The organism is Campylobacter concisus (genome assembly GCA_002092835.1).
Classification (GTDB): Bacteria; Campylobacterota; Campylobacteria; order Campylobacterales; family Campylobacteraceae; genus Campylobacter_A; species Campylobacter_A concisus_K.
Map to the genome: position 1 here is coordinate 148,432 of LVWL01000020.1, position 21,255 is coordinate 169,686.

20 protein-coding genes and 2 pseudogenes are annotated in these 21,255 nt (G+C 35.6%); 7 read left to right on the plus strand and 15 right to left on the minus strand.

Annotated elements, in window-relative coordinates:
* The first annotated feature begins 250 nt into the window (after positions 1-250).
* From A3835_06615 to A3835_06625, 3 genes and pseudogenes are all read left to right on the plus strand, one after another.
* Positions 251-669: pseudogene (locus A3835_06615) on the plus strand (restriction endonuclease).
* Positions 666-983, plus strand: a complete 318-nt coding sequence (locus A3835_06620; GenBank protein ID ORI07246.1) for a flagellar motor switch protein FliN — start codon at positions 666-668, stop codon at positions 981-983. Before A3835_06615 ends, A3835_06620 begins: the two are co-directional and overlap by 4 nt.
* Positions 980-1,858: an excinuclease ABC subunit A gene (locus A3835_06625; protein ORI07247.1), complete on the plus strand. Its 879-nt coding sequence runs from the start codon at positions 980-982 to the stop codon at positions 1,856-1,858. The genes A3835_06620 and A3835_06625 overlap by 4 nt, the downstream gene beginning before the upstream one ends.
* A gap of 102 nt (positions 1,859-1,960) precedes the next feature.
* On the opposite strand, the pseudogene A3835_06630 reads toward A3835_06625, so the two are convergent.
* The 14 genes and pseudogenes from A3835_06630 to A3835_06695 all read right to left on the minus strand — a co-directional run bounded on the left by A3835_06630 (position 1,961) and on the right by A3835_06695 (position 14,092).
* Positions 1,961-3,408 (minus strand): annotated as a pseudogene (locus A3835_06630) (guanosine polyphosphate pyrophosphohydrolase).
* 2 nt (positions 3,409-3,410) lie between these two features.
* A complete protein-coding gene (locus A3835_06635) occupies positions 3,411-4,628 on the minus strand; it encodes a two-component sensor histidine kinase (GenBank protein ID ORI07463.1) in 1,218 nt (405 codons plus the stop codon).
* 38 nt (positions 4,629-4,666) lie between these two features.
* Positions 4,667-5,338, minus strand: a complete 672-nt coding sequence (locus A3835_06640) for a DNA-binding response regulator (GenBank protein ID ORI07248.1) — start codon at positions 5,336-5,338, stop codon at positions 4,667-4,669.
* A gap of 76 nt (positions 5,339-5,414) precedes the next feature.
* Positions 5,415-5,741: a dihydroneopterin aldolase gene (locus A3835_06645; GenBank protein ID ORI07249.1), complete on the minus strand. Its 327-nt coding sequence runs from the start codon at positions 5,739-5,741 to the stop codon at positions 5,415-5,417.
* Positions 5,738-6,349, minus strand: a complete 612-nt coding sequence (locus A3835_06650) for a glycerol-3-phosphate acyltransferase (protein ID ORI07250.1) — start codon at positions 6,347-6,349, stop codon at positions 5,738-5,740. The genes A3835_06645 and A3835_06650 overlap by 4 nt, the downstream gene beginning before the upstream one ends.
* 59 nt (positions 6,350-6,408) lie before the next feature.
* Positions 6,409-8,697 carry a hypothetical protein gene (locus tag A3835_06655; protein ID ORI07251.1) on the minus strand — a complete coding sequence of 763 codons (2,289 nt, stop codon included), beginning with the start codon at positions 8,695-8,697 and terminating at the stop codon, positions 6,409-6,411.
* A gap of 8 nt (positions 8,698-8,705) precedes the next feature.
* A complete protein-coding gene (locus tag A3835_06660; protein ID ORI07252.1) occupies positions 8,706-9,788 on the minus strand; it encodes a pilus assembly protein PilZ in 1,083 nt (360 codons plus the stop codon).
* A gap of 123 nt (positions 9,789-9,911) precedes the next feature.
* Positions 9,912-10,511: a peroxidase gene (locus tag A3835_06665; protein ID ORI07253.1), complete on the minus strand. Its 600-nt coding sequence runs from the start codon at positions 10,509-10,511 to the stop codon at positions 9,912-9,914.
* A gap of 235 nt (positions 10,512-10,746) precedes the next feature.
* Complete coding sequence (locus A3835_06670; GenBank protein ORI07254.1) at positions 10,747-11,754, minus strand: 3-oxoacyl-ACP synthase; 1,008 nt, start codon at positions 11,752-11,754, stop codon at positions 10,747-10,749.
* A 3-nt stretch (positions 11,755-11,757) separates the two neighbouring features.
* Positions 11,758-12,747: a phosphate acyltransferase gene (locus A3835_06675; GenBank protein ORI07255.1), complete on the minus strand. Its 990-nt coding sequence runs from the start codon at positions 12,745-12,747 to the stop codon at positions 11,758-11,760.
* A gap of 3 nt (positions 12,748-12,750) precedes the next feature.
* Positions 12,751-12,897 carry a 50S ribosomal protein L32 gene (locus A3835_06680; protein ORI07256.1) on the minus strand — a complete coding sequence of 49 codons (147 nt, stop codon included), beginning with the start codon at positions 12,895-12,897 and terminating at the stop codon, positions 12,751-12,753.
* Between the two features lie 12 nt (positions 12,898-12,909).
* Positions 12,910-13,269 carry a hypothetical protein gene (locus A3835_06685; protein ID ORI07464.1) on the minus strand — a complete coding sequence of 120 codons (360 nt, stop codon included), beginning with the start codon at positions 13,267-13,269 and terminating at the stop codon, positions 12,910-12,912.
* 16 nt (positions 13,270-13,285) lie between these two features.
* Entirely contained in the window at positions 13,286-13,699 is a 414-nt protein-coding gene (locus A3835_06690) for a nucleoside-diphosphate kinase (protein ORI07257.1), read from the minus strand.
* Positions 13,700-13,807: 108 nt separating this feature from the next.
* Complete coding sequence (locus A3835_06695) at positions 13,808-14,092, minus strand: ferredoxin (GenBank protein ID ORI07258.1); 285 nt, start codon at positions 14,090-14,092, stop codon at positions 13,808-13,810.
* Between the two features lie 174 nt (positions 14,093-14,266).
* On the opposite strand from A3835_06695, the gene A3835_06700 reads away from it, so the two are divergent.
* Positions 14,267-17,095, plus strand: a complete 2,829-nt coding sequence (locus tag A3835_06700; protein ID ORI07259.1) for an excinuclease ABC subunit A — start codon at positions 14,267-14,269, stop codon at positions 17,093-17,095.
* Positions 17,096-17,152: 57 nt separating this feature from the next.
* Here A3835_06700 and A3835_06705 read toward each other — a convergent pair whose 3' ends face one another.
* Entirely contained in the window at positions 17,153-18,325 is a 1,173-nt protein-coding gene (locus tag A3835_06705) for an O-antigen ligase (GenBank protein ID ORI07260.1), read from the minus strand.
* Between the two features lie 86 nt (positions 18,326-18,411).
* Here A3835_06705 and A3835_06710 point away from each other — a divergent pair, with 86 nt between their 5' ends.
* From A3835_06710 to A3835_06720, 3 genes are all read left to right on the plus strand, one after another.
* A complete protein-coding gene (locus A3835_06710; protein ORI07261.1) occupies positions 18,412-19,311 on the plus strand; it encodes a hypothetical protein in 900 nt (299 codons plus the stop codon).
* A 131-nt stretch (positions 19,312-19,442) separates the two neighbouring features.
* Positions 19,443-20,492, plus strand: a complete 1,050-nt coding sequence (locus tag A3835_06715) for a glycosyl transferase family 1 (protein ORI07262.1) — start codon at positions 19,443-19,445, stop codon at positions 20,490-20,492.
* The gene (locus A3835_06720) at positions 20,489-21,247 is read left to right on the plus strand and encodes a xylanase (GenBank protein ID ORI07263.1); all 759 of its coding nucleotides are present in this window, start codon (positions 20,489-20,491) and stop codon (positions 21,245-21,247) included. Before A3835_06715 ends, A3835_06720 begins: the two co-directional genes overlap by 4 nt.
* Positions 21,248-21,255: the final 8 nt, after the last annotated feature.

Consider the following 21,255-nt stretch of genomic DNA (forward strand, 5'->3'; position numbering starts at 1 on the left):
TAAGAAAAAGAGCGATTTGCCAGTGGCTGTGGGCTTTGGTATAAAAAACAAAGATGATGTTAATGAAGTAAAAAAATATGCTGACGGAGCGATAATAGGTACGCAAATAGTTAAGCTTTGTGCCGAATTTAGCGGTGAAAAGCTAGTAAAAGAGATAGATAAACTCTTTTAAAATGCTTAATAAATTTATAGCTAATTTAGTAAAGCCAAAGTATAATTGAAAATGCATTTCAAGTCTTAAGGAAGAGATATGAGAAAAGTTATAGATGAAGCTACAAGCTATCTTTGCAAGGACACTTTAGGGTTAGATTTAGAAGCTGGCAAGAGCTTGGCAAGGGATTTTATGGAGCTAGCATACCAGTCTATAAGGGCAAGAGCGAGTATCATTTTTACCTATTTTTTAAAAAAGATACTTTGAAAATTTTCATGAATGCCTTTTTTGGTCACGAAGATGTTGATGGTGGTGATCTAGACGATCTTTGTAAAGAGATAGCAAATCAAATCATTGGCAAAGCTAAAAATTTACTAAATGAAAAAGAGCCAAATGCTTATAAGCTTGGAACGCCTGAATTTTTAGGTGAAGTTGAAAATTTTGGTATCAAACTAAAAGAGAAATTTGTATATAAAATAAAAAATAGAACATTTCAAATAGGCTACGACATACAATGAATGACGAGAGTGCGATAGAGACGCTAGAGCAGTTAGGGCTTTTTAAGAGCTATGACGAGCTTATGGATATAAGCGTTGATTTTATAGCTGAGCTAGGAACTACCACAGTTAGCATAAACGAGCTTTTGAAATTTGAAGCTGGCTCGGTCATAGATCTCGAAAAGCCAGCTGGCGAGAGTGTGGAGCTATATATAAATAATAGAATTTTTGGAAAAGGCGAAGTAATGGTTTATGAGAAAAATTTAGCCATCAGGATAAATGAAATTTTGGATTCAAAGTCAGTTATTCAGTACTTCAAAAAAGAACTTTTATGAAATTTATACTATTTTTCTTAATTTTTGCAACTCAAATTTTAGCTTCAAACCTATTAACTTACAATATCTATGAACGTGCCGATAGAGTTGATATTATGCTTAGCTTTGATGCACCTTATGAAGGAAATATCTTTCAAAAGCGCGAAAAAGACACAACATCTTTGATATTAAATTCGCTAAATTACGATCAAAGTGCTAGCAAGGATATAAACTCAAAAATCATTCAAGAGCTTGAGATAGAGCCAAAGCAAAACTCGCTAGTTTTAAATTTGCGCTCAAACGATGCTATTATTGTAAACGCCTCAAAGACAACTGATAGCTTTGGACTCCGCATTCGTGTAACGCTAAAAAATACAAAACCTCAAATACAAAATATGCCTCAAGCTAGTGCAAAAATAGAGGCAGCCACTATGCCAAAAACCGAAGAAGAGCCGATGCTAAGCATAGATTCAAGGTATTTTATAGTCTTAAGCATACTTATAGCGCTTCTTGTGTTTTTATATATATTTAAAAAATATATCACTTCAAAAAGCAATGACTTTAGCGGATTTAAAACGCTACAAGGCCAACCTCAAAATGAGACCAAGTCGATGAATTGGCTACTTAAAAATCAAAATAGTGGTGTAAATATCATCTATGAAAAATATCTTGATCGCACAAACAAACTAATGCTTCTAAGCTATGAAAATAGGCGCTATTTAGTGATAGTTGGTAGCTCAAATGTAATGCTTGATAGCTTTGGTGAAGACAAGATACAAAATGAGCAGGATTTTGCTATATTTTTTGAAGAGAACAAGAAAAAACTAAGCTCATTTTTAGAAGAGCGAAAAAATAGTTTAAGTAACTATAAAGATAAGATGAGCGGAGAATTTTAGTAGTTTTAGCTAAAATTCTCATCCAATAATCAGGTCTTATTCTGAGTAAATTTTTAACCTTGTATGCTTAAAATTTTTATGCGTTAAAGCTAGTTTCAAAATTTATACAAACGAAATAGCAAAAATTTCAGGTTTTGTGATCTTTTTTATCTCTTCTTTTGCCATAGCAAATTCTTTTGCGCCTTCTATTTTTAACGTGTGCCCACTAAATTCGAAGTTTAAATTTAGCCTTTCACAGGTTAGATCAAGTGCCTTTGCTAGTGAGAGTATAAAACTTAGCCATCTTATACACTCGGCTTTTGGAAGTAAATTTTTATATCGCTCAAATTCATAGATATTTTTCTTTCCGTTTGTGCCAATTACTACTGCAATCAATGCTTTTTGCTCATGTGAAAAGCCATAATTTAAGGCATTTAAGACTATATAGCTGAGTTTTTATGATCGCCATAAAAGCCAATCTCTTGACCGACATTGTGAAGTTTTGCAGCAACTAAAAGCACTTCAAGATAGTTATCACTTAGACCGTGAAGCTTTTTTAATACTATAAATATATCTTTTGCATATCTTGTGACTGATTTATTGCATGATAATATAAAACGATCTTGCAAGCTTTTAATACTTGGATTAAAATTTTGTGGAAATTTAAGGCTAGGGCGTAAAAAATCTTTTAAGAACACTCCCTCTCTTACGCCAACTCCGCTTGTTATAATATTTTTGGCATTTAGAGCTTTGGCAAGGGCTAAAAAGATATGTGCACCCTCTCTAATGGTGTCGTATCTATCTTTTTTAATAGGAAATTTATTTAGCTCAAGCACGCTAACGTTTGCGATGCTCTCGATATAGGCTTGCTCGTCGCTAAGCTTATAGCAAAAGCCATGCAGTGAAGAGAGTGGATATAAATTTTTGTTCATTATGGCAGATGATATCGCTCTAAGAGAGCCACCAATAGCGATTATATTTTGGCATTTAAATCGCTCATCTATCTGTTTTGTAACTTGTTCTAAAAATTTTGGCAACTTATTTAAGTTTTTCTTATCAAAAAAAAGCTCTTTTAACCTAACTGTACCAATGTCAAGTGAGAGCGTATCTATTATTTTGCCTTTGCTTATTCTGGCAAGCTCAGTTGATCCGCCACCGATATCAATAGTGACGCATTCAGCGATGTTATGGAGTAAATTCTTGGCCGCGATTGCACCAAAAGTAGCCTCTTCTTTGCCGTCTATGACTTTTAAATTTATGCCAAGTTTTTTTCTTAAAAGAGAGATCAAAACATTTGCGTTTGGAGCGTCCCTAAGCGCTGAAGTACCAACACATAAGACTTTATTGCATTTGTAGCTTTTTATGATATTTGAAAATTCTCTAAAAGCCTTTAGCGCTTTTTCCATCGAGCTTTCGGATATTTCATTGTTTGAGCCATATCCGCCTTCACCTAGGCGAACCTTTGTTTTATATTCAGCTAGTATAAAAAATGCTAAGCGTGACGTTCTCTCAAATATCGCCATTCGCATTGAATTTGAGCCAAGGTCGATTACTGCGGTTCTCTTTGCCATTTTTATCCTTTTATATTTAAAACTAGGCTTGCGACTGCACCGCTTCTATCGTTTCTATTTTTAATGTCTACTTCGCCACCAAGAGCCTGTGCTGCACCTTTAGCTAGAAACAACCCAAGCCCAGCACCACCTTTGTCGCCGTATCTTTTAAATGGAGCAAATAAATCTTTGCTCTCATCTATGCCTATTCCTTCATCTATTACTTCGATGATAAATTTATTTTTTATAAGCTTAGAGCTAATCGTAATGGTACTATTTTTTGGTGAAAATTTAATGGCATTTTGAACAAAATTTTGCACAATGTGGGTTAGTAAGCTAGTTTGTATTTTTAGATTTAAAATTTCTGGTTTTAGGTCCAGTTTTATATTTTTTCCATCATTTTTTGCAAGTATCTCATAGTTTTTTGCAAGTTTTTTTAAAAATCCTATGACATCGGTATTTACTGGCTCTTCAAACTGGGCCCCCTCTTGACGACCGATCTCAAGCACAGAACTTATCATCGCGTTCATGCCGTTTATAGCTTCATTATTTGATTTTAGAGCCTCGATATATTTTTCACTCTCGCGTGGCTTTAAAAGCGTAACTTCATTTTTTGTTTTCATTACAGCCAGCGGTGTTTTTAGCTCATGTGCCACGCCTACAAAAAGTTCTTTTTGGTATAAGACAAATGTTTGGATGCGAGAGATTAGTCTATTTATGCTTTGTCCAAGTGGTAAAAACTCATCTGGTAGGCTCTTGATATCGATCTCATGAAGAAATTTTTCGTCTAAATTTGTAAGTTTGTGACTCAAAATTTTTATAGGTATTAAAAGCATTCTTGATAAAAATAGTGCATAAAAAAGCACCAAAAGTATCGCTGACACATTTACGATTATAATATCTATAAAAATTTCTTCTACTATATGAGCTTGAAGAGTAGTATCTTTTTCTAGGCTTAAATAACTGCTTTCATCGAGTTTTGTTATTAAAATAGTTTTACTTTGATCCTTTGATTTTTGTGTTACGATATGTGTTTCTTTATCTTGCGGCTCGTCTGTTTTTATCGTTGCTAGAGTTTTATTTGGATTTTCTATCGTAAATGTTTTTGAATTTAAAGGATTGAAATTCTGAGGATTTTTTTTATAAGCTTCTGCTTGATAGTTTAGCTCATTAACTACACTTTGAAAAACGGTAACCCTTATATAGTGATAAAGCATTACCGAAATAACTACAATTAGCATCATAGCACCAGATGCTAATTGTAGTATAAATCTATTCCTTAGGCTTTTTTGGGAAAACAAAATCTATATCCGCGTCTTCTAACAGTTTCAATTGTTGAAATATTTAGCGGTTTATCCATTTTTTGGCGGATTTGGTTGATAGCGACTTCAATGACGTTTGGAGTTACAAGCTCTGGCTCTTCCCAGATAGCATCAAGCAGTTGCTCTTTAGATACGATCTGATCTGAGTGTCTTGCAAGATGAGTTAGGACTTCAAAAGGTTTGCCCTTAAGCTCAATATCACGACCCAAATATGTGATTTTCTCCTCATCTGGATTGATGATAAGCTCGTCAATTTTTATAATATTTGTGCCGCCAAAGCGTAGTCTAGCTTCAAGTCTAGCTACTAAGATGTCAAAATCAAATGGTTTTTTGATATAGTCATCAGCACCAGCTCTAAGTGCTTTTATTTCGCTTTCTTTGTCGTCTTTTGCAGAAAGAACTACAACTGAAGTGCGTGGAGATTTATGTTTGATGATGTTTATAAGATCTATGCCATCACCATCTTGGAGCATCCAATCAGTTAAAACTAGATCGTAATTTCTGATGCCTATATAGTACTCAGCATCTTTAAAATTTTCAGAGCTATCAGTTTGATAGCCAAACTCCTGCAAGCCCTCAGCAATCGTCTTATTTAGCGTCACTTCATCTTCAACTATTAAAATACGCATTTTGCTTCCTTAAACTAAAATTTATGGGCGATTGTATCATAAATTAAGCAATATTTCAAGATAGTTTAATAAATTTTTAAAAAATAGTGTTTATTTTTGCTCCAACAACTGCATTTGGTAAAATTTCAGTTTTTAAAATTTCCATTTTAAGGCTAGTTAGTGAGCTAAATTTCTCTTTTAACGCTTTGCTGGTTTCTTCAAGAGACTCTTCAACGCTTTGGAACTGTTTTTCATTATAAAAATTTTTAACAAAGTCAATAATTAAAACATAATCAATAAAACTAGTTGAACAAATTTCTAGATTCATTTGCACCTCTTGCTTAGCGACTCGCTCAAAATCAAGCATTCCGATGATCGTTTCAAATTTATAATCTTTAATGATCGTCGTCATCTCGCTTTTCATACGACTTTTTTCTCCTTACCGGATATTAAACGAACGATATTTGGTATATGTTTATAAACCACCAAAAATGCGATGATTAGTATCGGAGCGTGTGTATAAATTTCATCTAAATCCGGGTGGATTATAAAGCTTGATGCAATCAGAGCTATCAACGCACAAAGTGAAGCAAGAGAGCTAATTTTTAAAAATTTTCCGACCACAAACCAAACAGCTAGAGCAATAATGATCTCAACTGGTAAGAAAAATGCGATTACTCCAGCTCCAGTTGCCACGCCTTTGCCACCTTGAAAGCCTAAAAATATAGAAAAACAATGTCCTGCCACACTTAAAACCGCCATAGTCCAAAGCACGCTTTGGCTTGCACCAAGAGAAGAGGCGACCATGAGTGGTAAAACGCCCTTTAAAACATCACAAACTATCGTTAAAATGGCTAGTTTTTTGGCTAATTTTGGATCTTTTTGTTTTAAAACTCTTAAAACATTTGTTGCACCGATGCTCTTGCTACCTTCATTTTTTATATCGACATGCCCAAAAATTTTTGCAAGAATCAGACCAGATGGAATACTTCCAAGCAAATAACTAACGGCATAAAGTATTAAATTTTGCATATTTTACCTTTTAAATTTAAAGAGAAATGATAGTAAAAAAATACTAATTATTTTATAAATCATCTCCACAAAAGTACGACTTTCTCGTCATAGATATCGCTTTTCTTTGGTGAAATTTGTATTTCATTTATGGTGATGTTTTTTATATCATTTGCTTCTTTTAACTCGTCGCTTTCTTTTTTAAATTTCTCTTCAAGTTCGATAATGGCTAAATTTATATCATTTACACTTTGCTCGCTAAGCTTTACATCACTTCGCTCTTTTAAGACTCTATTTGCGCTTCTTGCACTTGATGCGATTTTGCCCGCATTTTGACGAGATAAAAGCTTGTTGCCAAATATCGCTCCAAGTATGCTAGCGCCTATATTTATGGCAGCATCAAGCCCACTTGTGGTCATCTCTTTTTGCTCTTTATCAAGCTTTGCTAGAGCCTTGTTTAGCTTATCTTGTAAGCTTTTTTGCTCTTTTTCAAATTTAGCCGTTAGCTTTGCGGTTTGCTCCTCTAAAATTTCATTGCATTTATCTTGAAGCCTTATGAAGAACTCCTCTTTTGACTCGTTTTCTTTTGAGTAAATTCCCATCGCTTCAAAGGTGTTAAATTTGAAATTTCTATATAGATATTCTTTAAAATCTTTTTGGATATTGTCAAAATTTTTAGCTTTTAAGATGAAATTTGGCACAGCTGCAAAGCTTGTGTCACTTGGCTCATCCAAGCTTGCATCGATGTGCATGCCTTCACTAGCCTCATCCCAGTTTGGCTCATTGTCATTTTCGTTTAGTTCATAAAGATAGCTTACTTCATAAACGCTATCGATGCCTTTTTTGGTGTCATAAATTCTCACCTTCGCACTTGCAAATAAATTTGGCGTGAGGCTTTTTGAGTTAGCATAAAGTTGCGTGATCTCATTTGAGATTATGGGCTTTATGCTAAATTTCATCTCGCTTTTATCCACGCTTTGAGTGCTTAAATTTTCTTTTTTATCTTTCATCAAATTTGAAATTTGCTCGCGGCTGAGCGGTCCTTTTAGATAGCTAAGCGCCCAGCGCGTGGAGATGACGTTTAAGCCGTCCTCGTTTATATTTTTGAGTAAGAAATTTCTTTTTGCCAAATTTGATATGAGATTTTCAAGCGAAGCTTTATCTAAGCTTGAGCCTGCGATGCCACTTAGTCCGTCGATCACGCGGGCTTTATCCTGCGCTGTTTGGAGGCGGCCGATGAACCAAGTACCGATGTTGCTAAGACCTTTGTAGTCAAGATCTACTGGGTTTTGCGTGCTTAAGACGCAGCCAAGACCAAATGCACGAGCTTGCTTTAAAAGTGTGAGCATAGGTGTTTTTGATGGTGGGTTTGCGTTTGGTGGGAAAAATCCAAAAATTTCATCCATATATAGGATCGCTCTAAGTGAGCTAGTGCCCTCTGTGCCGCGCATCCACGCGATGATCTCGTTTAGCAAAAGGGTGACAAAAAACATCCTCTCAGCGTCATTTAGGTGTGAGATCGTAAAGATATTGCACTTTGCCTTGCCGTTTTCGTCAAATAGCATTTTTGAAATTTCTAGTCTAACGCCCTGCGTCCAGCCCTTAAAGCTTGGGCTTGCGATGAGCGCGTTTATCTTCATGGCAAGCTTTAGGCGCTCACTACTTGGATAGAAGGTATCGGCATCAAAAACGCCTATCTTTTTAAAAGGCGGATTTGCGATGAAATTTATGAGCTCTTCGATGCTGACATCTTTTTGCTCTTTAAATTTAGTATCAAATATGGTTGAGGTGAGCAGCTGTTCTTTTGAGTTCATGTCCTCGGAATTTATACCTACAAGAGATAATACCGAGGCTGCAAGCGAATTTATATAGTTGCTAAAAATTTCTTCGTCATTGATATTTGGGCAGGCAAAGTCGCTAAGTAGTGCCACGCCTATGCCAGCTGAGCTTTTTGGTGTGTAGATGTTAAAGCTAGCGCTCTCTTTTAGAATTTTTACTCTCTCAAGATCTTGAAAGCTCGACTCTATGCCGTTTTTCCAAAGCTCGGCTTGAGCAGCGGCAAATTCCTCTACGCTTTGACCTTTATTAGCCGCTTCTGCTTCATCTATGTATGGTAAAAAATCCTCCGGCCTCATCTGTGGAAAAGTGAGGGCTAAATTTGTGATGTCGCCCTTTGGATCGATGATGATAGAAGGGATATTGTCTATGCAGGCTTCTTCTAAAAGCGTGATACCAAGGCCTGTTTTACCGCTACCTGTCATACCTATTATAGCTGCGTGGGTGGTTAGATCCTTATTTTTATAAAAAAATGGTTCTTTGTCTTTTAGTCCGATATAAAAAAGTTTTAAATTTTCTTGTATTGTTTTCACTAACTGCCTTATTCGTATAAATTTATACGTGAGCGAAGCTCGTCAAGCGTCTCTTTTATGCGCTTTTGCGTAAAATCTTTTATCGTTTCATCATCATCGATAAGCTTCATACAGTATCTAATGTAACCTTTATAGGTTATTTCAGTAACTAATTTTAGCCTTAAAGAAACTCTTTTTACCATTTTTTCAGACATCAAGAGACCAAAATTGACTTCTAATTCTTCGTTACCTTTAAAATTTGCAGATTGTGAACTTAATACACTTATGCCGCCTTCGGAAACATCATAAAGGCTACCTTCGATCTTGTCTTGTTTGCCTTTGATAATAGTTTTAGTAAAACGATTTGGCAAAATACGTTGGAATTTTCTTTTGTACGCATACATTGTTGTATTTAGCAAGAAATTTGAAAAAGTAACACTTTTATCTGTTATATTATAATTTATGATATCTGCACACAAAGGCTTTGAGAAAAAGCTATTTGGCAAAATAAAACCTTTGCCGTCTTGCTTCATGGCTAAAATTTGCATCATATCCACGCGAAAAACGACACTATCTTCCTTAACTTCTAAAATTTCAGCCTCATATTTTATATTTAATCCATCATATAAATTTAAAAGCTCAGGCCTTACCTTGGCTTTTTTCATGCGAGTGAATGTATTGATCGGATCTTCATAAAAAAATGTTCCGGTTTCAATCATATCTTTTACATTTGTTTCTTGCTGGTCTTTGGCACCACATAAAATTTCTTTGATTCTTGAAACGGCATTTACGAAATAACCTACGAAGGTGCTATTGTCGCAAGAGTGACTAAAATTTAAAGTCAAATTTAAAAGTAGGAAATTTATTAATTCGTCTCTTGCGTTTGATTTTGGTATTAGATTATTTAAATCATCTTGTAGTTGCATAGCATTTGGCTTTTGAATAAGCAGTGTATCAAAAATGTTTTCAAGACAAATTTTTACCTGATCGTGCGGTACGATAAATGTTAGCTGTCTACAAAATTTGATACCATCGTCGATAAATTTATCTCTTAATTTAAGTATGCTATCTTCGCAATTTATTACAAGCTCTTGCCTGCCTTTAAAATCCATGTAGTCTCCGGAATGTTGTTGATTAAAGCCAAGGCTATGATATAAAAAGTTATATTAAAAAAGTATTTAAATTTATTTGGAGGAGAAATTTCTAGGTAAAGGATACCTAGAAATTTCTGTTGATTATAGTTTGCCTTCGTTATGTGAAAGGTAGTCGGCAACACCTTCAGTGCTTGGTTTCATACCAGCATCACCTTTGTTCCAGCCAGCTGGGCAAACTTCGCCGTGCTCATTTGTAAATAGCATAGTATCAACCATTCTTATCATCTCATCGATATTTCTGCCAAGTGGAAGATCGTTTATAACTGCGTGGCGAACAGTGCCGTCTTTATCAAGCAAGAAACTACCGCGAAGCGCTACACCAGCATCTTCTAGAAGTACGTCAAATCCGCGAGCGATTGATTTTGTCATATCAGCTACGATAGGGAAGCGAACTTTACCAATACCGCCTTTGTTTACCGGAGTCTCTTTCCATGCAAAATGTGAGAATTGGTTATCGCATGAAACTGCGATAACTTCGATACCACGTGACTTGAACTCGTCATATCTTTTGTCAAATGCGATAATTTCGCTTGGGCAAACAAAAGTAAAATCCATTGGATAGAAAAATACAACCGCGCCTTTCTCGCCAATATTTTTATAAAGATTAAAATCATTTACAATTTGATTGTTTCCTAAAACTGCTGCAGCTGTAAAATCAGGTGCTTTTTTTGTTACTAACATTTGTTCTCCTTAATAATAAATTTTATTGATTGCGAAATTATATCTATACAAAATTAAATTTAGTTTAAACATATTTTAGAAATTTTTGTGTAGTAAATTTAGTGTTATTGGTAAAAGCAGAAAATGGATTTTGTTAAAAGCGATAAAAATTTGAATTTTAAAAAATTATTGATGAGAGTATTTGAAAGAAATTAGTAAAAGCGTTGCTAAAAATTTAGAAGATTACTTGCTGTAATTATTGTAAATCGCTAAAATTTTTTCCGCCAAATTTTAGTATCGCTGATCCCCATGTAAAGCCGCCACCAAATGCGTCAAGAAGCAAAACTGAACCATTTTTGATGCGTCCATCTTCATAGGCATAATTTATAGCCATTGGAATTGAAGCGGAGCTTGTATTGCCATATTTAGCAACAGTCAAGACACATTGCTCATCTTTAAAATTTAATCTATTTTTTACTGCATCTATTATTCTTATATTCGCTTGATGAGGTATAAAAAAATCAATATCTTCGCTTTGCATTTTGTTTGCATGCAGAATTTCTATTACGCTTTTGCTAAGTGTTTGAACTGCTATTTTAAAAACTTCATTTCCACTCATATGGATAAAATTTAGTCTATTTTTTAGTGTTTCCTCACTGGCTGGAAATACACTCCCGCATCCTGGAGTTATTAAAAGTTCAGCTTGCTTGCCGTTGCTTGCCGTATGAATATCGATGATCTCATTTTCATTGCCACTACTAATTACAGCCGCGCCTGCTCCATCACCAAATAGTATACAAGTGCTTCTATCTGTATAGTCAACAATAGAGCTTAATTTTTCAGCTCCGATGATTAAGACATTCTTTTTGGCGCCGCTAATAATGAGAGAATTTGCAAGTTCTAAAAGATAAATAAAACCTGTACAAGCTGCACTTATATCAAATGCTGTAACTCCATAGTTTAAACCCAAATTTGCAGCTATTTTGCAAGCAGTAGAAGGCATACAAAGATGATCCGGAGATATCGTAGCACAGATAATTGCATCGATTTGAGATTTATCAAGTCCTGAGCGTTTTATGGCTAATTCACCAGCTTTTGTACCAAGGTCACTTGTTGTTTCGTTAGTTGCAATATGCCTTTGTTCGATACCTGTTCGCTTTACTATCCATTCATCACTCGTTTCAACCATCTTTTCAAAGTCAAAATTTGTTAGAATTTTTTCTGGAATGTAAGAAGCGATAGAAATCAGTGAAGCTTTTGGCATATTTTACCTTGCAAAGTGCGAAAGTTCTTCTTCGATAACTTTATTTATATTTGAATTAGCAAATTTTATTGCTTGAAAAATTGCATTTTTTATAGCTTTTGAATTACTTTTGCCGTGACTTATGATAACACAACCATTTACACCAAGAAGTGGTGCACCGCCATATTCATCATAGCTAACCTGCTTTTTAAGTGTCTTAAAAACTTTTCTCATGAGTACAGAGCCAGCTATAGCAAGAGGCGATTTTTTAATTTGTTTTTTGATAATTTTACCTATAGCATCTGCAACGCCTTCGCTAGTTTTTAAAAGAATATTTCCTATAAAACCATCACAAACCATTACATCAATACTACCATCAAAAATTTGATTACCTTCTGCATTACCAACAAAGCTATCAAGTCTAGAAACTAATTTAAATGCTTCTTTGCTAACTTCATTGCCTTTGCTCTCTTCTTCGCCATTTGACAAGAGACCAACTTTTGGCTCTTTTCTACCTAAAATTTCTTTTGCATAGGCTTCACCCATTATGGCAAATTGAAACAAATGCTCGCTTCTACAATCAACATTTGCACCAACATCTAAAACCAAAGTCGCAGATTCTTTTGAATTTGGCATAAGTGTTGCAATTGCTGGACGAGAAATATTTTTTAGTCTACCAATTCTTAGGGTAGCTAAACTCATAGTTGCACCACTATGACCGGCAGAAACTACAGCATCAACTTCCTTATTTTTTAAGAGTTCAATTGCTTTGTAGATCGTACTATCTTTTCTTTTAAGCGCATCAGTTGCGCCATCTGCCATTGAGATAACTTCGCTAGCTTCTAAAAATTCGATATTTTTTAAATAAGACTGTGGAATGAGTGGTTTGATGACATTGCTATCGCCGACTAATACAGCTTTAAATTCTGTCTCTTTTAGTGCATCAATAACACCAGATATTATAGGATCTGCACCAAAATCACCACCCATAGCATCGATAGCAATGCGAATCATATTTTAATATTCACCTGTAGTTTTGTTTATGCGGTGAGGCATTTTCCAAGAACCATCTTTGTCTTTTACAGGCACTGGAAGTGTAACTTTATAATGTGTTCTACGTTTTGCTGCACGAGAATGACTCACTCTTCGCTTTGGTACTGCCATTTTTACTCTCCTTTATAAATTTTTACATTTTTCACAATAGAAATAATCACTCTTAAAAGCTTCTAACTCACTCTCAAAGACTTCTTTTAAATCAATATTGCCATCAAAAAATTCCATCGTATCGCTAAGCTCATTTTCGCTATCTTTATAGATACCATCGCTTAAATTTAGCTCTACATCTTGATCAATAGGTAGCATAAATACTTCACCACATCGATCGCAAACATAATTTATATTCCCTTTTATTTTACCTTGGCATTTTACCAAAAAAGGGTCTTTTCTTTTTAAAATTCCAATAAAAACTAAATTATCATTTCCTACTAGCTCAAAGCTTATATCTTTGTTTGCTATTTTAGAAAAAGATATAATCAATTTTCTTGACCTAAAGTTAGCAAATTTCTCTTGAAGCAAAGAAGAAATTTATCTCATTCACAGCATTTTCTAGGCTGTCACTTCCGTGAACTGCATTTGCATCAATACTATCGGCAAAATCAGCTCTTATAGTGCCAGGAGCTGCTTCTTTTGGGTTAGTTGCACCCATTAGCTCGCGGTTTTTAGCAACTGCATTTTCGCCCTCTAAAACCATAACTACAACTGGTCCGCTTACCATAAATTCAACTAGATCGTTGAAGAAAGGTCTATCTTTGTGAACAGCGTAAAATGCTTTTGCATCGCATTTGCTAAGTTTGATTTTCTTTGCAGCAGCGACTCTTAAGCCATTGCTTTCAAATCTATCTATGATTTTTCCAACAACATTTTTTTTAACAGCGTCAGGCTTAATAATAGAAAGTGTTCTTTGCATAAAATTTCCTTAAAATTTAGGTTACTTATAATGAAGTTGGCAATTATATCAAATAAAGCTTAAAAATAAAATAGGCTCAATTTGAGCCTAAAATTTATAAATATAAATTTATTGAATAACTGGAATAGAGCCATTGCGTGCATCAGCACCGATCTGATCGCGAGAAGGTTGTCCTGCTACTACTGCATCCCATACGATACAACCGTCAGTTGGACAGGCAGATGCACAGGCTGGCTCATCGTTATAGCCTACGCATTCAACACATTTATTTGAATAAACATAGTATGTGTCTGCTCCAGTTGGGTTGTCGCTATCATCAACGATAGCTGAAACTGGGCATTCATCAATACATGAACCACAGCTTATGCATATATCAGTTATTTTTACAGACATTTTTTCTCCTTAGGTTAAAATTTGGCGTAGAATATCAAAAAAAGCTGAAAATGATATAAATAAGCCCTTAAATTTAACTATGATCTTAAATTTTAGAAAAACTACTTTATAAATCTTTTATCACTTTTAGACTAAATTTACAGATTAAAATTTTAAAAAGGTTGTATAAATTTAATGAACGATATTATTGAAATAACTGGCGCAAGAGAACATAATTTAAAAAATATAAATCTCAAAATTCCTAAAAATAAATTAGTGGTTTTTACCGGTCTTAGCGGAAGCGGCAAGAGCACGCTAGCCTTTGATACGCTTTATGCTGAGGGACAAAGAAGATACATGGAGAGCCTTAGTAGCTACGCTAGGCAGTTTTTAGACCGTGTGGGTAAGCCTGATGTCGATAAGATCGAGGGTTTAACGCCTGCTATTGCGATCGATCAAAAGACGACTTCCAAAAACCCTCGCTCAACGGTCGGTACGATCACTGAAATTTATGACTATCTAAGGCTTTTGTACGCAAGAGTTGGTGTTCAGCACTGCCATAAATGTGGCAAACCTATCTCGAAAATGAGTGCGAGCGATATCATAAATGAAATTTCAAAACTCCCACTTGGCGCAAAGGTGATCATCTATGCACCGCTAGTGCGTGAGAAAAAGGGCACATGGGCGGATCTGATCGAAAATTTACGCCAAAAAGGCTTTGTGAGAGCGCAGATAGATGGCGTGGTGGTGAGGCTTGATGAGGAGATCGAGCTTGCAAAAACGAAAAAGCACACGATAAAGGTCATCGTTGATAGGATTGCCATCGATGAACAAAATCACGAACGCCTTGCTAGCGACGTGGAAAAAGCGCTAAATGAGAGCTTTGGCGAGGTCGAGATAGAGATCGCAAATGCCGATGAGTTGGGGATTAAAGAGAGTTTTATACATTACAGCGAGCACATGGCTTGCTTCGACTGCAAAATTTCATTTACGCCGCTTGAGCCGCTAAGCTTTAGCTTTAACTCGCCAAAGGGCGCTTGCGAGCACTGCGACGGACTTGGCATAAGATATAGCCTAGATATGAGTAAGATCATAGACGAGGAAAAATCGATAGAAAACGGCGCGATCAAGCTACTTTACGGCTACAACATGAGCTATTACTATAAATTTTTACTTGCTTTTTGCGAGCAAAATGGTATCGATATTAAAAGGCCCTATTATGAGCTTAGCGAAGATGAAAAAAGGCTCGTTTTATACGGCAACGTCAAGGATGTTGAGTTCTTTTGGAAGCGAAATAAACTGCTTAGAAAATTTGATGGAGTAGTTAAAATTTCACATGGGCTTTTAAAGGATTATAAGGACTTTGACGAGTACATGAGCGAGAAAATTTGCGATGCTTGTAATGGCCACAGGCTAAAGCCCCAAAGCCTAGCGGTCAAGGTCGCTGGCCTTGGACTTGGTGAAATTTTAGATATGAGCATAGAAAACTGCACCGCTTTTTTCTCAAATGAGAAAAATTTTGCCTATCTTAGCGACTACGACAAGGCGATCGCAAAGCCTATCTTAAAAGAGATCAACGAGAGGCTTTTCTTTTTGTATGACGTGGGGCTTGGCTACTTGTCGCTCGGACGTGATGCTAGGACGATCAGTGGCGGTGAGGCGCAGCGCATCAGGATCGCGAGCCAGATAGGAAGTGGGCTAAGTGGCGTCATGTATGTGCTTGATGAGCCAAGTATCGGTCTTCACGAGCGTGATACACTAAAACTCATAAAGACGCTTAGAAATTTACAAGCCAAAGGCAACTCTGTAATCGTCGTCGAGCATGATAAAAAGACGATAGAGGAGGCTGATTTTATCGTAGATATCGGCCCTGGAGCTGGTAAATTTGGCGGTAATGTGGTCTTTGCAGGCACAGCAAAAGAGCTTTTAAGCTCAGATACTCAGACTGCACAATACATAAATAGTAAGAAAAAGATCAACTATCAAAAAAATAGAAAGGCTGAGAAGTGGCTTGAAATTTCAAATGTAAATATCAACAATATCTCAAATTTAACCGCTAAATTTCCGCTTAGAAATTTAGTTGGTATCACTGGTGTCTCAGGATCTGGCAAGAGCTCGCTAGTGCTTCAGACCTTGCTTCCAGAGGCGCAGGAGCAGCTAAATAGAGCTAAAAAAGTGAAAAAAATAGCTGGGGTAAATTTAAACGGACTTGAGAATTTAGACAAGGTTATATACCTCGATCAAAGCCCGATCGGCCGCACTCCACGCTCAAATCCAGCGACTTATACTGGCGTGATGGACGAGATAAGAAATTTATTTGCGCAGACTAAAGAAGCTAAGCTTAGAGGCTATAAAATAGGGCGTTTTAGCTTTAACGTCAAAGGTGGGCGCTGCGAGAAGTGCCAAGGCGAGGGCGAGATCACGATCGAGATGCACTTTTTACCTGATATAAATGTGGTTTGTGATGTTTGTAACGGCGCTAGATACAACGCTCAGACCTTGGAAATTTTATATAAAGGCAAAAACATCGCCGAAGTGCTAAATATGAGCATAGATGAGGCGGTTGAGTTTTTCAAGGCTGTGCCAAAGATCGCTTCAAAGCTCACCACGCTGCAAGACGTAGGGCTTGGCTACATCACACTTGGGCAAAATGCAGTCACACTTAGTGGCGGTGAGGCGCAACGTGTGAAGCTAGCAAAAGAGCTTAGTAGAAGCGATACTGGAAATACGCTTTATATCCTTGATGAGCCAACGACGGGGCTTCATTTTGCCGATGTCGATAGGCTTGTAAAGGTGCTAAATCACTTAGTTGATCTTGGAAATTCGGTCTTTGTAATCGAGCATAATATGGATGTGATCAAAAACTGCGACTATATCGTAGATATGGGGCCAGAAGGCGGCGCAAAAGGCGGTAAAGTGATAGCGTGCGGCAGTGTAAAAGAGGTGGCTAAAAACTATAAAAAAACTGGTAGCTACACTGGAGAATTTCTAGCGCAAGAGCTTGAGGAAATGAAGAAAAGGTAGAAATTTAGCTCAATCGTTTCTTTGTAAAATTTGAAACGGTTGAGGCGTATTGGAGCATTAGCTAATTTTTAAGGTCGATTTTTCATCTATCGCACTTAAAGCTAGAGCCCAAAATAGTAGCATTAAAAGTGCATTTTCATGGTGAAATGTTGTATTTGCAAGTGAGATTATATTATTAGCCATAAGCATTAAAAGTGCAAGAAAAACTATGCTATTTTGTCTAAAATTTTTAATGAATTTTATAAAGAGTGATAGTTGAAATACCAAATATGCAAGCAAGGCAACGATGCCCTTTTCTGTTAAAAATGTTAAAAAGGTATTGTGTGCGTGACTAACATGAACTTCAACATTACCTGGAAAATATTTTGTTATATCAATGATCTTAAACTCACCAGAACCTATCCCAAATAAAGGGTGTTCTAACCACGTATAAAATGCGCTAGCAAAGATCGGATATCTAGTCTCTGATCCAGTAACCCCTTTTGTTAGTTGACTATACAATCTTTCATCTTGAGCGATATTTGTTGATATGTATATATAAGAAATAGCTATTACACTAAATAAAATTATTAAGCCTAATAAAAATTTTATTTTTATCTGTTTATTTAAAATTTCAAAAAGCAAGTAAGTAAAAATAATGATTGGCAAAAGATACATTGCAGCTCTTGAGCCAGCTATCATTATACCAAGGACGCAAATTCCGGCAACACTTATGCCTATGTACTTTTCAAAAATTTCTTTGCTATTTATCGAAACTAATGCTACACAAAAAACTAGCAGCATAAAAATAGCGCTATGATTTACGTGTCCTATTGATTTAAGCTCAAAAAGTGCTAAAGGATCATTTGAAGTGAATTTTTCCACACAAGCAGGGATAAATGCAGCAATCAAACCAGCAAATAAGGCAAAAAATAAAATTTTAAAATTTATTTTTTCTATGCCAACACTTCTGGCTACAAAGAAAAATAGCATACACCTTAGCGGATCAAGCGCTCTTGATGCAGAAACTCCATTTACAAGGCAACTTATAAAAGTAGCCAAAACAAAGATAAAAAGCGAGATATTTATGAGATCAAATTTAAATTGCCTTTTTTCTTTGACACAAATATAAATTCCAGCCAAGACGAAAAGTGTAAGTGAAATTTGCTTTAAGCCCTCAGTTACTGGTAGTGTAAATAAGACAATAACTAAAAAAAGATTGTAGAGCTTAGACACGATGTCGTTTTTCATGCAGATCCTTTAAATTTTAAGTGGACATTTTATCATTGCTGAACTAAAAATAATATACAATTAAACAAAAATTAAAAGGAAGTATCGTGCCTGATGTGAAAATAAGCTTTGTAGTGCCTGTTTTTAACAAAAAAGAGCACATTAGGGATTGTTTAAATTCGCTTATATCTCAAGACATGGATGATATTGAGATTATAGTTATTAATGATGGAAGTACTGACAATACGCTAGAAATATTAGAAGAATATAAAGATAAAATAATATTAAAAACAAAGAGCAATGCTGGTGTTAGTGCTGCCAGAAATGACGGTATATTGCTAGCTAGTGGCAAATATGCTATCTGTATAGATGCTGATGACTATGTGGAAAAGGATTATGCTTCATGTGTTTATGATATCGCAAAAAAATTTGATGCCGACATAGTGATAACAGATATGTGTAAGGTCTATAGTCATAAAAAACTCATTCTAAAGGATTTTGAGACAAAAGAGGATGGCGCAATCGATAAAAATGAGTATCTAAAAAGGCTTTTAGCCTCAAGGCACAACAAAGTCTTGCATAATGCGGCAAACAAGGCGATTAGGACTAAAATTTTAAAAGAAAATTTATTTCCAGTTGGGATCACGCAAGCTGAAGATTTTCACACTGTAGTAAGGAATGTTATCGCTTCAAAAACTCTTGTAAAGCTAAATAAGGCTTTTTATTGCTATAAGATAGGAGACAACAACACTGCTGGCTTTGAAAAGCTAAAAGCTGTGATGGATCATAAATTTGTTTATGATGACATAATCTCAATTTTAAAAAACAAAAATTTAGCACTTGAAATGGTGCCTGATCTTGAACTAAGAAAGATAAAAAGCGTCTATATGCCAGCTATTTCGGCGAGACCAAATCTAAAAAATAGTAGCTATGTAAAGGCACTTGATCTTTTTTATGAGGATATTGACGGCATCATAAATTCAGCTGGTTTTTCAAAACTTAGATAAAACAGAGAATTTTGTTTAAAGTGCTAAAAAATGTAAAATCATACGAAAATGTATCAAAAATTTTAAAAATCTTTAATACAATAAATGGCTTTTTGTCAAATAAAAAAATGAAAGAATTTAAAGAGTAGAAGATGATAAATATACTTGAGCTTGAAAGCTCTCTTGGATTTGGCGGACAGGAACACCGTACACAGCGTGTGATAAATGGACTAGATAAGAGCAAATTTAAGGTTTTTTATGGGCTAAATCCTGGCTCAAAAAGCTTTGAGAAGCAAATAGAGTGTGAATTCGTTGAGCTTAATCTCAAAAAGTCTTTTAATCTCTTTGAAATTTTAAAAATTTGTAAATTTGTAAAGCAAAATAATATAAAAATTATCTCAACTCACTCAGGTAAAGATGGCATAATAGGCGCTATAGTGGGCAAAATTTGTGGCGTTAGTGTGGTTCGCACTAGGCATTTGCAGCTGCCTATAACATCGCCTTTGCCTTATAATCTAAGCACAAAAGTAGTAGGCGTGTGTGACTCAGTTTGCGCTGATCTTATCAAAAGGGGCGTCAAAAAAGAGAAGGTACTAAAAATTTACACTGGGATTGATACGCAAAAATACACACCAGAATTTAAGATAAACATGAAAAAAGAATTTGGCCTAAGTGACAATGTGGTAGGCGTTTGTATTGTTGCAGTGCTAAGAGCCGCTAAAAATCATAAGCTCTTAATCGATGCATTTAGTGAACTAAATTTAGAAAATTCAGCTCTTTTTATCGTAGGTGACGGTCCTCAAAATGAGAACCTAAAAGAGTATATAAAAGATAAAAAAAATATCTTTATGCTTGGCAACAGAACCGATGTGAGCGACTTTTTAGGCTCGCTTGATATCTGTGTGCTGCCTTCTGATATGGAGGCGATCGGCGGGGCGCTGCTTGAGGCGTCTTCGTGTAAGCTAGCTACCATCGGAAGCGACGTGGGCGGACTTGGTGAGGCTGTGAGTGATAGAAAGAGTGGATTTTTATTTCAAAATGGTGATAAAGAGGGGCTAAAAAAGGTACTAGAAAGGCTCATTTTGGATGAAAATTTAAGAAAACAGATGGGTGAGTTTGGCAGAGAGTATGTAAAAGAGGTTTTTAGTATCGAAAAAATGATAGAAAACACTCAAAATTTATATATGGAACTTGCAAAATGAGTGTAACAGTTTTAATGTATCATCATGTGCTTAAAAAAAGTGGGTTTATTGCAAGTAGCGTAGATGAGTTTAGAGATCAGATGAAATTTTTGGCTCAAAATGGCTACAAATCGCTAAGTTCGGCTGAGTTTGTAGCATATAAAAAAGGTGAGCTTAGTGTGCCTAAAAAGAGTGTCTTTATCACATTTGATGATGGCTGGAAGGATAATTTTTTCTACGCATATCCTATTATCAAGGAATTTAATCTTAAAGCGACTATTTTTCTAGTTGCTGGCTGGATAGAGCAGGCGAGTAGAAAAAGTGGCGAGTTTATAGAGTTAGATCATAACGAATACAAAAATGCTGCACCAACTAGACCTGAAGATGTCTTTTTAAACTACGAGGAAATAGCAAAGATGAAAGAGTGCTTCGACTTTCACTCGCATACTTACACGCATTTCGATGATTATTTTGGTATTTGTGAAATGAAAGAAAATTTTACAAAATGTAAAGAATTTATGTATAAAAATTTTGGCTTTGATGACAAGCTACTTTGCTGGCCAAGAGGTAAATTTAATGATGAGCTAAAAAATGTGGCAAAAAGCGTTGGCTATGAGGTTTTTTTTACAACAAAGCGTGGGATAAATAAACCTGATGGTGTGCTTGATGACATAAGGCGCATAGCTGTAAAAAAAGATGCAAGCTGGCTAAAAAAGACACTATTTATCTATCAAAATGACCTTTTAGGCTCACTATATTCAACACTAAAATCTTAAGAGAAATT